This is a genomic window from Yersinia frederiksenii ATCC 33641, from assembly GCF_000754805.1.
Classification (GTDB): Bacteria; Pseudomonadota; Gammaproteobacteria; order Enterobacterales; family Enterobacteriaceae; genus Yersinia; species Yersinia frederiksenii.
Genome location: NZ_KN150731.1, coordinates 1,246,170 through 1,261,442 on the forward strand (window position 1 = coordinate 1,246,170; position 15,273 = coordinate 1,261,442).

Here is a 15,273-nt window from a genome sequence, read left to right on the forward strand (position 1 = left end):
CTGTTGAATTGATTGCGTTTTCGGGTTTTTTAAAGCATTACATTTCACCAAAAGCCTGATTGAAAAGATAATAACGTAAACAACATCAGGGATTTATTCTTTGATCTCCACACTAGTTGTAGCCTTATTGCCGCGATTCAGCAAATAGGCACGCCTTATCATTACCATCGCCAACATTAGACATATAAATTACATTACTATTTACAATCATATGAAAAATAGGGGTATTTAATCATTTTTTTCGGTTAAACTCGGTACAAGAAAAACCTGTTAGCCAGAGTCTGCTCATGGGTGACATCACGAATAATGAGAGAATAATATGAAGAAGCATTTAATTGCGGGCGCTGCCAGCTTGCTGTTTGTGGCGGGTTCAGCCAGTGCGGTGAGTTTCAACGCCGAAACCGGGCGTCATTACACCAACTTAGGGTTCGGCCTTGGCACTAATACTGGCGGCTTGGCAGTCAGTGGTAACTGGGCGCGTAGCGACCATGACGGCGATATCTATGGCATGGGGCTGGGCTTCAATTTACCCATTGGCCCAATGATGGCCACTGTCGGTGGAAAAGGCATTTATATGTCACCGGAAGACGGTAGCAATGGTGGTGCGATTGCGATTGGCGGCGGTTTAACCTATCCAATCAACAAGTCATTCACTTTATACGGTGAAGGCTATTTCGCCCCTGAAGAGTTGACCAGCGGTATGAAATCTTACAGCGAAGCCAATGGTGGCCTGCGCTGGAGCATCTTCCGCCCACTGACTGTTGATGTTGGTTATCGCTATATCAATATGGAAGGGAAAGAAGGCCATCGCGATAATCGCCTGGCGGATGGGGTGTATATCGGCGCTGGCTTGAACTTCTAATTCCCTGGTTTTAAATTAGCGGCTACTGCGCGTCGTCACTCTGAGATTGCGCAGTGCTCGGCCTCCTCGTGTACTATTGCGTACACTCTGGGGCACTCCGCGCTGGGCGCACTCAGACTGACTTAGCTCGCTACACCTTACGGGTTGTGTTTACAGGGGAAAGCTTACCCCACTGCGGGGAGTGCGCCAGTGACAATCCCTACCTGAATACTAATGACCACAACTCCACAAGCAAATACCGCGGCCAGTGCCGGTTTCCCACCCCAGACCCGATAACTTCCCTGATGAATTTTTCGTGCTTTCCACGCCAGCATGGCAGGTAGAATTAACGCCAGCACTGATAATGCGACGGCGGCAAAGCCCAGCGCCATAATAAAACCGCGTGGGTAAAACAGCGCAAACAGCAGCGGTGGCACAAAGGTAATGGCTCCCGTTTGCAGGCGGCCGCGTACTGAATTACGGCGTTTAAATAAATCAGCTAGATAATCAAACAACCCTAATGCGACCCCCAGAAATGAGGTGGCCAGCGCCAAATCGGCAAACAAGTGAACCGCCAACTCAACATGGGGTGAGGCCACTACATCGCGAACTGCTTGTAATAACCCATTCAACCCAGCTTGTTGCGCCAAGATACTCATAAAAGTCGGGGATGAAATAGATCCTAACGTGGTCAACTGCCAGAAAATGTAAGCAATTAGTGGGATGGCGCTGCCGATAATAAATACCCAGCGCAGCTTACGAATATTGCCACCCATATAATTAACAATACTTGGCACGCTGCCATGAAAACCAAATGAAGTGAAGATCACCGGAATAGCCGAGAGAGCCAGCCCTTGTTCCAATGGCAACGTTAATAAATTGGTTTTTTCAATATGTGGCATCATCAATGCCAACATCACAATTAGGAAGATAATTTTGGCGCTGAATAAAATGCGGTTAAACAAATCGACCGAGTGAGTCCCGATACAGACCACTCCACCGGCAACCAATGTAAACAGCAATACACCGAGTGAGGTGGGAAATGAGTGCTGAGTCCATTGGCTGATACTGGTTGCCAGCAATTCGCCAGCACCACTGATATAGGCTGCCGTCAGTGCATACATCAGAAACATCATGCTAAAGCCGGTGATCCATTGACCTCGATTGCCGAGATAACGTTTAGCCAAGGTACCCAGCCCGGTATCTGCCGCTTCATGCTGATAAACTTCAACCAACAGCAGTGCGGTGTAACACATTAATAACCATAGAGAAATTAATAGCGCAAGGGTAACGCCAAAGCCAACACCGGCGGCGGCCAGTGGCATCGCTAGCATACCGGCACCAATGGTGGTACCGGCAACGATAAATATACTGCCCAGAGTGCGATTCTTCACGTTTTCCTCTACTACATGACAATTTATTGGAATTATTGAGTGCAGCAGAGTAGTGGATTGGCTTATTTGTGTCAAATCGACGTTACGAATGGTGTAATTTTATATTTACACTGGTAGGTATATGAAAACAGATACATTTATTGCGCTTATTTTTTCTCCTGACGGGAAATGATTGTGTTTAGGTGCTGAGATTCATAAAGTGAATGGTATGGGTTGAACGGAGAAGAAAATGATCAGAGTTGAGATGTTGAGTACCGGGGATGAAGTGCTGCATGGGCAGATTATTGATACCAATGCTGCATGGCTGGCAAATTATTTGTTTAATCAGGGATTACCCATCAGCAGTAGGGAAACCGTCGGTGACTCACTCTCGGCTCTTATTGAGGTGTTAACTGAGCGTAGCCAGGTTGCCGATGTGTTGATTGTGAATGGTGGACTTGGGCCAACCAGTGACGATTTGAGTGCCTTGGCTGCGGCACGGGCAGCCGGAACTGAACTCATTGAGCATCCGGAATGGATTGCACGCATGGAGGCTTTCTTTCATGAGCGCGGCAGAGTGATGTCGTCGACCAACCGTAAACAAGCGCATATCCCAGCCAATGCAGAAATGCTGGATAATCCGGTCGGTACTGCTTGCGGCTTCGCATTACAGCTTAATAAGTGTTTGATGTTCTTTACGCCTGGCGTACCGTCAGAATTTAAAGTGATGGTTGAGCAGCAGATTATGCCGCGGTTACGCCAGCATTTTGATGTGGACGAACCGCCATTATGCTTACGAATGACCACCTTTGGTCGCTCAGAAAGTGATTTGGCGCTGGAATTAGATCCATTGCCACTCCCACAAGGAGCGGTGCTCGGTTATCGCTCATCGGCACCTATCATTGAATTGAAGTTAACCGGGCCAGCCTCACAGCGCCCAGCCATGGAGCAAGTGTGGCAGCAGGTCAGGGCAGTAGTGGGTGAGAGTATCATCTTCGAGGGTACGCAGGGCTTACCGGCATTGTTGGCCGAGCAACTGACGCTGCGCGGATTGCTGTTGGCGGTCAGTGAGCAATTTACTGCTGGGTTAATGTACTGGCAGTTACAAAGCGCGAGTACGCCATTGGCCGGGGGCGAGCTATTGCCAGCCCATTGTCAGGAATCTTTAGCCGAAGTTGCCAGCCGCGCCCAGTCATTATCTATGCTGTGTGCTGCGCAGGTGGTATTGGCCGTGAGTGCGATGCAAAATGACTGTCTGAGTGTGGCGCTACATACTCCTGATGGGACTTTTGCCCAGACAATACGTTATCAAGCCAGTCGCCATGGTTTACGCATTCGTCAGGAAAGTAGTGCCATGCTGGCATTGGATATGTTACGCCGTTGGCTGAAAGGCAGCCCAGTCTGCGGTCAACACGGCTGGTTGGAAGTGGTTGAGATGTTGTAGTTATCGGAGAGACAAAAAGGCAGAATATCAATTCTGCCTTTTGTGCTAGGTACTCTATCGTGCAGGATTATTTCACTTGTGCACTTCTGACTTCGTTGCCTGCTTCCCAAATCCGGTATTTCACGTCAACGCCTTGCGGTACATACACCACAATAGGCAAGCGGCTGTTGTAACGCTGCATCCCGGCATCACCCAGATTGGCGGCGATAAATTGCGGACGGCGCGTATTATCTGGGCAGGCCATCATGGTAGAGGCCGGTTCTGAGATTTTATCCATCACCAGATAATCAAATCCCCAGCCAGATAAGGTTCTGGTTTCCAGATTGCCGCCGAGCATATGGCGGTTACAGTCAACTTCAAGTGTTTTTCCGATTAGCAATTCAACTTTGAAGCGACTTTCATCTTCTTGTGGATCAAGGAAAATTACCTGGCGGCTCATGCCTTTTTCAGCCTGTGGATAAGGCGCAATCTTCTCTAACGGCTGCTGCCGATTGAGCGGCTGCTCTGTGGCAGCAATAGTACTGGCCGATGCTGCCATTAACAGGCTGGTTATCGCAATTGATACTATTTTCATCTTTTGTCCCTATGGTTTATCAGGTAATACCGGAGGCAAAATATCACACAACCGGGAGTCTGATTATAGGTGAATTCCGAACTTTACTGATGAGGAATACGCCAAGCTTATGTTTTGACGGCACAATATTTTTTGATGACGGTCTATCACTAAAGCTCGATTTCAATATCACCCTTTGGCTGACAGCAGCAGGGCAGGATCTCACCGGCCTGGATAAAGGCCAGCGGTTGCTGTTGATAACAGACTTCACCCTTCAGTAAACGTAGGCGGCAAGAGCCACAATAACCGGAACGGCATTGGTACTCGATGGGTATCTGATGGTGTTCGAGCGTTTCCAGCAAATTGCGGCTATTGGCAGGGGAGATAAGTTGAGCACCATTGGTGCTCAACGTGACAAGAAATTTCATCGATTACAACTCGAAATCACTCAGGTCATCAGCACTGACTTCTGAATCAATCTGACCGACCAGATAAGAACTGACTTCAACTTCCTGTGGCGCAACCTGCACATTATCGGAAACTAACCACGAGTTGATCCATGGAATCGGGTTGGTACGGGTATTAAATGGTATACCGAGACCGACAGCTTGCATGCGGATATTCGTAATATATTCCACATACTGACACAGAATTTCTTTATTCAGACCAATCATCGAGCCGTCACGGAACAGATATTCAGCCCACTCTTTCTCTTGCTGTGCGGCGAGAACAAATAAGTCATAGCACTGTTGCTGGCATTCTTCAGCAATTTCAGCCATTTCCGGATCATCTTCACCTGAGCGCATCAGATTGAGAATATGCTGGGTACCTGTCAAATGCAGGGCTTCATCGCGCGCAATCATTTTGATGATTTTCGCATTGCCTTCCATCAGTTCGCGCTCAGCAAACGCAAATGAGCAGGCAAAGCTCACATAGAAACGAATAGCTTCCAGCGCATTCACACTCATCAGGCACAGATAAAGCTGCTTTTTCAGCTCGCGCAGGTTAACCACGACGGTTTTGCCGTTAACCTGATGAGTTCCTTCCCCTAACAGATGGTAGTAGCTGGTCATCTCAATCAGGTCGTCATAATACGCCGAGATATCTTTCGCGCGTTTAAGGATCTCTTCGTTGGTCACGATATCATCGAAAACAATCGCAGGGTCGTTAACGATATTGCGGATGATATGGGTGTAAGAACGTGAGTGAATGGTTTCAGAGAATGACCAAGTTTCAACCCAGGTTTCCAGCTCAGGAATAGAGATAATTGGCAACAGGGCGATATTAGGGCTACGGCCCTGAATAGAATCCAGCAAGGTTTGGTATTTCAGGTTGCTGATAAAAATGTGTTTCTCGTGTTCTGGCAGATTCTGATAATCGATACGATCACGAGAGACGTCAATCTCTTCCGGACGCCAGAAAAACGACAGTTGTTTTTCGATCAGTTTCTCGAAAATAGCGTGTTTTTGCTGGTCGAAACGCGCCACGTTGACGGGTTGACCAAAGAACATCGGCTCGAGTAACTGGTTATTTTTATTTTGCGAAAAAGTGGTATAGGCCATGATTTCCTCAGGGAACAGCAAAGGGCAAATGAAGAGAGGCCCATGACATTCTGTATTTAGCGACAAAATGATTCATCCCCCGGCTGGTGCGTGATCTCATACGCGCCAGCCGGGGGAGGGCCTAAACTAAAAATCAGATCTTACATGCACCGCCTTCACAGTCATCATCACCAGGCTGACTCTGAATATCTTCCTGCACATCATCAGCACCATCACGGGTGTTTTGGTAGTAAAGGGTTTTTACGCCAAATTTGTAAGTCGTCAGCAAGTCTTTCAGCAACTGCTTCATCGGTACTTTACCTGACGGGAAGCGGGTTGGGTCGTAGTTGGTGTTAGCTGAAATCGCCTGATCGACGAATTTTTGCATCAAACCGACCAGTTGCAGGTAACCGTCGTTATTTGGCATATCCCACAGCAGTTCGTATGCATCTTTCAGGCGCTCATACTCAGGAACCACCTGGCGCAGAATACCGTCTTTCGATGCTTTGATACTGACATATCCACGCGGTGGCTCAATACCATTGGTGGCATTGGAGATTTGCGAAGAGGTCTCGGACGGCATCAGCGCAGATAACGTGGAGTTACGCAGGCCGTAAGTTTGAATATCTTTACGCAGCGTTTCCCAATCGTAATGCAGCGGTTCGTCGCTGATAGTGTCCAAATCTTTCTTATAGGTATCGATCGGCAGAATACCCTGTGAATAGGTGGTTTCGTTGAACCACTGGCAAGCACCTTGCTCGCGAGCCAGCGCATTCGAGGCTTTCAGCAAATAGTACTGAATAGCTTCAAAGGTGCGATGAGTCAGGTTGTTGGCGCTGCCATCGGAATAACGAACACCATTCTTCGCCAGATAATAAGCAAAGTTAATCACGCCAATACCCAAGGTACGACGGCCCATAGCACCACGTTGTGCCGCAGCAATCGGATAATCTTGATAGTCCAACAGGGCGTCCAGCGCACGTACCGCCAGCACGGCCAAGTCTTCTAAGTCATCAAGGCTGTCAATGGCACCTAAATTGAATGCTGACAACGTACACAGCGCGATTTCACCATTTTCATCGTTGATGTCATTCAACGGCTTGGTTGGCAACGCAATTTCCAGACACAGGTTTGACTGGCGCACCGGCGCAATTTTCGGGTCAAACGGGCTGTGGGTGTTGCAGTGATCCACGTTCTGAATATAGATACGGCCAGTAGAGGCACGTTCTTGCATCATCAGAGAGAATAACTCAACCGCTTTCACCCGTTGCTTACGGATGCTGCTGTCTTGCTCATATTTGGTATAAAGGCGCTCAAATTCATCCTGATCGGCGAAGAACGCATCATACAACCCCGGCACATCGGATGGGCTGAACAGCGTGATATCTTCACCTTTCAACAGGCGCTGATACATCAGTTTGTTGATTTGTACGCCGTAATCCATATGACGCACGCGGTTGCCTTCAACGCCACGGTTGTTTTTCAGAACCAACAGGCTCTCAACTTCCAAATGCCACATTGGATAGAATAAGGTGGCCGCACCGCCACGAACACCACCCTGTGAGCAGGATTTAACGGCTGTCTGGAAGTGTTTGTAGAAGGGAATACACCCAGTATGGAAAGCTTCACCACCACGAATTGGGCTACCTAATGCACGGATTCGACCCGCATTGATACCAATACCGGCACGTTGTGACACATATTTCACAATGGCGCTGGAGGTAGCATTAATAGAATCCAGGCTGTCACCACATTCAATCAACACGCAAGAGCTGAACTGGCGAGTTGGGGTACGAACACCAGACATAATCGGCGTTGGCAGCGAGATCTTAAAGGTAGAAATCGCATCATAGAAACGCTTGATGTAATCCAGACGGGTTTCGCGTGGGTAGTTTGAGAACAAACAAGCAGAAACCAGAATGTACAGGAATTGGGCACTTTCATAGATCTCGCCGCTGACGCGGTTCTGCACCAGATATTTGCCTTCCAACTGCTTAACCGCCGCATAGGAGAAGTTCATATCGCGCCAATGGTCGATGAAAGTGTCCATCTGTTCGAACTCTTCTGCGGTGTAGTCTTCCAGCAGATGCTTGTCGTATTTGCCCATCTCCACCATTTTCGTCACGTGGGCGAATAATTTTGGTGGCTCGAACTGACCGTAGGCTTTTTTACGCAGATGGAAAATGGCCAGACGTGCGGCCAGATACTGATAATCCGGTGCGTCGCGCGAAATCAGATCCGCTGCCGCTTTGATGATAGTTTCATGGATATCAGCAGTTTTAATACCATCATAAAACTGAATATGTGAACGCAACTCTACTTGAGATACTGAGACGTTATGTAAACCTTCCGCGGCCCAGTCGATGACCCGGTGGATTTTATCCAAATTGATGCGTTCTTTGCTGCCATCGCGTTTAGTAACAAGTAGGCTTTGGTTCATGTGTTCGGGACCTTTTTTCCCCCTTACTCTATGTCTATACAGCACAAATTTACGCTCTCCATGATTGCGATAATCATTGAGGCTGTAGTGTATTGTTCAGTATGTAAACACAATATATAGGGGGTGGGTAGTAGATAGATAACAAGATAGTGAGTATTGAGACTTTTGGCAAGTGAACAAGATCGATGAATTGTGTGGATAACTTGGGGGTGAATTGTTACGAAACCCTCACAACCTGCGTCAGCACTGGCGATCTTCGGTTGCCAATCTGGGGGATAAGATTCTGCTGAAAATCTTAAAACTTTGACCGTTTGCCGATTTATTAAACGCTGGAAATACCCTTTATCTTTCGCGCCGCAGTGATGTTAACCACAACGCGAAATCTATCGGGCATTGTTTAGTTTTTATACGTCATGCAGCGGTGCTATCGTCTGCCATTTGAGTATGAACCATATAATTCACATCGACGTTACGGCCGAGCTTAAAATGGTCAGTTATCGGGTTGTAGTGTAGCCCGATAATATGGCGCTCGCGCAGTGGAGTTTGATCGACCCAGCCGATAAGTTCTGATGGACGGATAAACTTTTTCGAATCATGGGTGCCTTTGGGCACCATTTTCAGAATATATTCCGCCGCGACGACCGCCATCAACCAGGATTTGGTATTGCGATTGATAGTCGAAAAGAATACATGGCCGCCGGGTTTGACTAGCTGCGCGCAAGCGCGAATAACAGAAGCGGGGTCAGGAACGTGCTCAAGCATCTCCATGCAGGTCACAACATCATAATGCTGCGGGCGCTTTTGCGCGTGGCTTTCAACGGTTTCCTGAATATAATCCAGTTTAACGCCGGTTTCTAGCGCATGTAGGCGGGCGACTTGTAGCGGCTCATAGCCCATATCCAGCCCGGTAACTTGTGCACCTTCACGCGCCATACTTTCAGCCAGAATGCCGCCACCGCAGCCCACATCTAGCACTTTCTTATCGAAAAGACCGCCTGAGCGCTGCAAAATATAATCAAGACGCAGGGGGTTGATGCGGTGAAGGGGCTTAAATTCACCCTCTAAATCCCACCAACGGGAGGCAACTGCCTCAAACTTAGCGATTTCTTGTTCATCGACATTTATTTGTTCAGCAACATAGCGATGAGGAGCTGTGGTATCTGCACGCATGACGGGTTCTCACTGTTGTGTTTCTTTGCGCAGATTATACATGTTCCCCATCAATTGGCGCAGTTTTGTGTCTACGACTTAAGCGCAATGCTGTTTCACCCAAACGTAATGTAGTTTCGCCAAAATCAGGGTTTTGTGATATAGTTTCGTACCTTTAAATCCGGTAATTAGTAGAGGGATAGCGGCTCAATGAGCGACCTTGCCAGAGAAATAACACCGGTCAACATCGAGGAAGAGCTGAAAAGCTCCTATCTGGATTATGCGATGTCCGTTATTGTCGGACGTGCTTTACCAGATGTCCGGGATGGACTGAAACCGGTTCACCGTCGCGTACTGTATGCGATGAATGTACTGGGTAATGACTGGAATAAACCATATAAAAAATCGGCCCGTGTAGTCGGGGACGTTATCGGTAAATATCACCCGCATGGTGACAGCGCGGTCTACGACACAATAGTGCGTATGGCCCAGCCGTTCTCACTGCGCTATATGCTGGTGGATGGGCAGGGTAACTTCGGTTCCGTTGATGGCGACTCCGCCGCAGCGATGCGTTATACCGAAATCCGTATGTCTAAAATTGCTCACGAGTTGTTAGCGGATTTAGAAAAAGACACCGTTGACTTCGTGCCTAACTATGATGGTACAGAACAAATCCCTGCCGTGATGCCGACCCGAATCCCTAACCTGTTGGTTAACGGTTCGTCCGGTATTGCCGTCGGGATGGCAACCAATATTCCGCCGCATAACCTTTCTGAGGTTATTGATGGCTGTCTGGCCTATATCGAAGATGAAAACATCAGCATTGAAGGGCTGATGGAATATATTCCGGGGCCAGACTTCCCAACCGCTGCGATTATCAATGGTCGTCGTGGTATTGAAGAAGCTTATCGTACTGGCCGCGGCAAGGTGTATATCCGTGCCCGTGCTGAAGTTGAAGCTGACGCTAAAACAGGTCGCGAAACCATTATTGTTCACGAAATCCCGTATCAGGTGAACAAAGCGCGGTTGATTGAAAAAATCGCCGAACTGGTAAAAGAAAAACGTGTAGAAGGCATCAGTGCGTTGCGTGATGAGTCTGATAAAGACGGCATGCGTATCGTGATTGAAATCAAACGTGATGCAGTTGGGGAAGTGGTTCTTAACAACCTCTATTCTCTGACGCAATTGCAGGTGACTTTCGGTATCAATATGGTGGCTCTGTCTCAAGGGCAGCCTAAATTGCTTAACCTGAAAGACATTCTGGTTGCCTTTGTGCGCCACCGCCGTGAAGTGGTGACACGCCGTACCATTTTTGAACTGCGTAAAGCTCGTGACCGCGCGCATATCCTTGAAGCGCTGGCGATTGCATTGGCTAACATCGATCCGATTATCGAATTGATTCGCCGTGCAGCAACCCCTGCGGAAGCGAAAGCTGGCCTGATTGCCAACCCATGGGAATTAGGTAACGTTGCATCAATGTTGGAACGTGCCGGTGATGATGCTGCCCGCCCTGAATGGCTGGAAGCTGAATTCGGTATTCGTGACGGCAAGTATTACCTCACCGAGCAACAAGCTCAGGCAATTTTGGATCTGCGCTTGCAGAAACTGACCGGCCTGGAGCATGAAAAACTGCTGGATGAGTATAAAGAGCTGCTGACCATCATTGGTGAGTTGATCTTTATTCTGGAAAATCCAGAGCGCTTGATGGAAGTGATTCGCGAAGAGTTAGTGGCAATTAAGGAGCAATATAATGATGCTCGCCGCACTGAAATTACTGCGAATACCTCTGACATCAATATCGAAGACCTGATTAATCAGGAAGATGTGGTCGTGACATTGTCCCATCAGGGTTATGTCAAATATCAACCGCTGACTGATTACGAAGCTCAACGTCGTGGTGGTAAGGGTAAATCTGCAGCACGTATCAAAGAAGAAGACTTCATTGATCGGCTGCTGGTTGCCAACACCCACGATACTATTTTGTGCTTCTCCAGTCGTGGTCGTCTCTATTGGATGAAGGTTTATCAGTTACCGGAAGCCAGTCGTGGTGCTCGTGGACGTCCGATCGTCAACTTATTGCCGCTTGAGCCAAATGAGCGTATTACCGCCATTCTGCCGGTTCGGGAATATGAAGAAGGTCGCCACATCTTTATGGCTACCGCCAGCGGTACCGTGAAGAAAACCGCATTGACCGAGTTTAGCCGCCCACGCAGTGCCGGTATTATTGCCGTCAATCTGAATGAAGGCGATGAGCTGATTGGTGTGGATCTGACCGACGGCAGCAATGAAGTTATGCTGTTCTCTGCGTTGGGTAAAGTGGTTCGATTCCCGGAAACACAGGTGCGGTCTATGGGCCGAACTGCAACCGGGGTCCGTGGTATCAACCTCAATGGCGATGATCGGGTTATTTCTCTGATTATCCCACGTGGTGATGGCGAAATCCTGACGGTAACTGAAAATGGTTACGGTAAACGTACCGCAGTGGAAGAGTATCCAACCAAGTCCCGTGCGACTCAGGGGGTTATCTCCATTAAAGTCAGTGAACGTAATGGTAAAGTAGTGGGTGCCGTCCAAGTGACACCAACTGACCAAATCATGATGATCACGGATGCAGGTACTCTGGTGCGCACCCGCGTCTCTGAAGTGAGCATTGTGGGTCGTAATACCCAAGGTGTGACACTGATCCGCACAGCGGAAGATGAGCATGTGGTCGGCCTGCAACGTGTAGCAGAGCCAGAAGAGGATGATGAAATCCTTGATGGTGAATCATTGGACGGTGAAGAAGGTGGCGAAGAAAACGCGGCACTGAATACACCAGAAGAAGATGAACCTGCTGCCGATGAAGCAGAAGACGACAACGCATAATGCATCATCTGTAAATGAAACAGCCAGCTTACGAGCTGGCTTTTTTATGGCTTATTGGTAGTGTATTGTGTTACTCACACAACCTGTCCGGCGATGCTTTAACCATGGTATCAGATTGAAATATCTTTCTTCATTTCGCACCACACTAAAAATATCCCGTTACCTATTTCGGGTATTGGCCGTCATGCTATGGTCACTTGGCGCGCTGCTCACTACCTTTTATATTCTTAACATTCTTAACGAGAAAAAATCTGATATCCGTCAGGAATATAATACTAACTTTGATCAGGCGCAGAGCTATATCCGGCATTCTTCCGATATTATTCGCGATATCAAGTACATGGCGGAGAACCACTTAAACCAGAATTTGGCGAGTAGTGATATTGCAGCGGGTGCTTTTGTCAAAAGTAAGACAACACCTAAATATTATCCGCTCAACTCACAAGCCGACTGCACCACACTGAATTCATCCCGTCACTCATCATTAGATTCTCTCAGTAGCCTTATTTTGTACTGGAAAGAGAACTTTGCCGCAGCCTATGACCTTAACCGGATATTCTTCATCGGCACTGACACGTTGTGCATGGTGGACTTCGATATTCGTAATGTTCCTATGGAGCATGAGAGTTTACTTAAATCACTGAATGAACATATTTTAAAATATCGTGAGGCCAATAATCAGGATAAAGACGGCCCACTGTATTGGATTGTCCCTGGCGTGCGGCCTGACATTGGTACCTTATATGTCATTAGCCCACTTTATGTCGGCAACAAGTTAGAAGCTTTAGTGGGCACTGAGCAAACTATCCGTTTGGAGGACTTTATCTCGTCAGGGCCGCTGCCCGTGGGTGTGACTCTACTGGGGCAAGACAATGAACCCGTATTACGGTTAGCCACCGGGGAGCGCTCTGCCTCAATGTTGAATGATTATCCAGACACCCCATCTTATTTTGGCTATGTAGATGATTACAATTATCTTATTCTGAAAAAGAATTTACTGCCATCCACACTCAGCATTGCTTATTCTTTACCTGTTAAGACCATTATAGAGATATTCAAGCTATTAATTTTTAATGCATTATTGCTCAATGCGCTCTCTGCTGTGGTGATATTCACCCTGGCCTGGTTATTTGAGCGGAAAATGTTCCACCCGGCTGAAGATAATGCTTTAAGGTTGGAAGAGCATGAACAATTTAACCGCAAAATTGTGGCTTCTGCGCCGGTGGGAATTTCCATCCTACGGATTAGTGATGGCACCAATATCCTCAGTAATGAATTAGCACATAACTATATTAACTTACTGACAAATGAGGATCGCGAGCGAATTACGCGCATTATTTGTGAGCAGCAAGCAAATTTTGTCGATGTGATGACCAGTAATAATAATAATCTGCAAATCAGCTTTGTTCACTCGCGTTATCGCAATGAAGATGTGGCTATCTGTGTACTGGTCGATGTCAGTTCGCGGGTGAAAATGGAAGAGTCATTGCAAGAAATGGCCGCCGCAGCAGAGCAGGCCAGTCAATCAAAATCGATGTTTTTGGCGACAGTCAGCCATGAATTGCGAACCCCGCTATATGGCATTATTGGTAACCTCGATTTATTGCAAACCAAAGAGTTGCCTCAAGGTGTTGACCGGTTAGTCACCGCAATGAATAACTCGTCTGGCCTATTACTGAAAATTATCAGCGACATTCTGGATTTCTCCAAAATAGAATCTGAGCAACTAAAAATTGAGCCGAGCGAGTTTTCTACCGTGGAGGTGATAACGCATATTACGGCGAACTATTTACCTCTAGTTGTGAAAAAACGCTTAGGTCTGTATTGCTTTATTGAGCCAGATGTCCCTCGGTTGATGCAGGGGGATGCGGTTCGCTTGCAACAAGTGATTTCTAACTTGTTGAATAACGCTATTAAATTTACCGATACTGGCTGCATTATCTTGCAGGTTCGGGTCCGTGGCTATTATCTGGAATTCCGGGTGCGGGATACTGGGGTGGGAATTAATGCGCGCGAAATAAATCAGCTATTTGATCCTTTCTTCCAGGTGGGGACTGGGGTTCAGCGCCATTTTCAAGGTACGGGATTAGGTTTGGCTATTTGTGAGAAGTTGGTCAACTTAATGGACGGGGACGTTGAGGTTGTTTCTGAGCTAGGAATGGGCAGTATTTTTGCTATTCGTATTCCGTTGTATCAGGCTAAAAATACGGTATTGCCACAAAGTGATCGTTGGCAAGGAAAAGTATTGTGGTTGGATATTCGCAATGCGCGCCTCGAAAGCTATTTGTTCGATCTATTAAGTCATTTCGGCGCAACCATTCAACGCTATGACAATGAACAGACTTTGCAGGAACAAGTGCTTATTTGTGATCATCGACCACAAATAAACTCGCCGCTGTCGGCTTGGATTCAGCTATCCATCGAACATATTGGCTTGCCGCAAGAAACACGGCCAGGATATTGGTTGCTGAGTACATCCACGCTGCTGGAAATCATCCCATTATTAGATAGTATATTACTTGAACAACCATTGGTTGATAATACGTCACTGCAATTGCCAGCCCCAAAAGCTAATCAAGATGATAATGCTGACCTGCAAATATTGGTTGTGGATGACCATCCTATCAATCGGCGACTATTGGCAGACCAGCTTACAACATTGGGCTATCGAGTAATTACAGCGAATGATGGGTTGGATGCTCTGGCGGTACTGAGTACTAATGACGTTGATATTGTGCTGACCGATGTGAATATGCCCAATATGGATGGTTATCGTTTGACGCAGCGCCTGCGGCAATTGAATCAGAATTTCCCGGTGATTGGCGTCACGGCTAATGCATTGGCAGAAGGCAAACAACTTTGCATTGAAGCGGGTATGGATAACTGTTTATCTAAACCGGTAACTTTGGATACCTTACGTCAAATGTTGCGTTATTACAGTGACAAGGTGCGACGCGCACGTTAAATCCGTAGAGTTCATTTGCCGCCAATCTGCAACCTCAATGACTTTGGGTATAAATTAGGGATAGCTAATACATTGGTAATACTAATGGAATGGGAGAAAAAT

At 47.3% G+C, this 15,273-nt stretch carries 10 protein-coding genes; 4 read left to right on the top strand and 6 right to left on the bottom strand.

Features of this window, described 5'->3' with window-relative positions; translation table 11 throughout:
- Nucleotides 1–319: 319 nt before the first annotated feature.
- Nucleotides 320–862, top strand: coding sequence for a YfaZ family protein (locus DJ58_RS16095; RefSeq protein WP_004708721.1), 543 nt, complete (start codon nt 320–322; stop codon nt 860–862).
- A gap of 164 nt (nt 863–1,026) precedes the next feature.
- On the opposite strand, the gene tyrP is transcribed toward DJ58_RS16095, so the two are convergent.
- A complete protein-coding gene (gene tyrP, locus DJ58_RS16090) occupies nt 1,027–2,235 on the bottom strand; it encodes a tyrosine transporter TyrP (protein WP_004708719.1) in 1,209 nt (402 codons plus the stop codon).
- 229 nt (nt 2,236–2,464) lie between these two features.
- Between tyrP and DJ58_RS16085 the strand changes: the two genes are divergently transcribed.
- A complete protein-coding gene (locus DJ58_RS16085) occupies nt 2,465–3,658 on the top strand; it encodes a nicotinamide mononucleotide deamidase-related protein YfaY (RefSeq protein WP_032910946.1) in 1,194 nt (397 codons plus the stop codon).
- A gap of 67 nt (nt 3,659–3,725) precedes the next feature.
- On the opposite strand, the gene eco is transcribed toward DJ58_RS16085, so the two are convergent.
- The 5 genes from eco to ubiG form a co-directional block, all read right to left on the bottom strand.
- Entirely contained in the window at nt 3,726–4,232 is a 507-nt protein-coding gene (eco, locus tag DJ58_RS16080) for a serine protease inhibitor ecotin (RefSeq protein WP_004708715.1), read from the bottom strand.
- A 149-nt stretch (nt 4,233–4,381) separates the two neighbouring features.
- Entirely contained in the window at nt 4,382–4,639 is a 258-nt protein-coding gene (yfaE, locus tag DJ58_RS16075) for a class I ribonucleotide reductase maintenance protein YfaE (RefSeq protein WP_004708713.1), read from the bottom strand.
- A gap of 3 nt (nt 4,640–4,642) precedes the next feature.
- Entirely contained in the window at nt 4,643–5,773 is a 1,131-nt protein-coding gene (gene nrdB / locus DJ58_RS16070) for a class Ia ribonucleoside-diphosphate reductase subunit beta (protein WP_032910944.1), read from the bottom strand.
- A gap of 133 nt (nt 5,774–5,906) precedes the next feature.
- Nucleotides 5,907–8,192: a class 1a ribonucleoside-diphosphate reductase subunit alpha gene (gene nrdA, locus DJ58_RS16065; RefSeq protein WP_004708709.1), complete on the bottom strand. Its 2,286-nt coding sequence runs from the start codon at nt 8,190–8,192 to the stop codon at nt 5,907–5,909.
- Between the two features lie 411 nt (nt 8,193–8,603).
- On the bottom strand, nt 8,604–9,362 hold the full coding sequence (ubiG, locus tag DJ58_RS16060) for a bifunctional 2-polyprenyl-6-hydroxyphenol methylase/3-demethylubiquinol 3-O-methyltransferase UbiG (RefSeq protein ID WP_004708707.1): 759 nt from the start codon (nt 9,360–9,362) through the stop codon (nt 8,604–8,606).
- 189 nt (nt 9,363–9,551) lie between these two features.
- On the opposite strand from ubiG, the gene gyrA reads away from it, so the two are divergent.
- Together gyrA and rcsC are read left to right on the top strand one after the other, a co-directional pair.
- Nucleotides 9,552–12,206 carry a DNA topoisomerase (ATP-hydrolyzing) subunit A gene (gene gyrA / locus DJ58_RS16055; protein ID WP_004708706.1) on the top strand — a complete coding sequence of 885 codons (2,655 nt, stop codon included), beginning with the start codon at nt 9,552–9,554 and terminating at the stop codon, nt 12,204–12,206.
- Nucleotides 12,207–12,321: 115 nt separating this feature from the next.
- Nucleotides 12,322–15,171: a two-component system sensor histidine kinase RcsC gene (gene rcsC / locus DJ58_RS16050; RefSeq protein ID WP_004708704.1), complete on the top strand. Its 2,850-nt coding sequence runs from the start codon at nt 12,322–12,324 to the stop codon at nt 15,169–15,171.
- Nucleotides 15,172–15,273 lie beyond the last annotated feature (102 nt).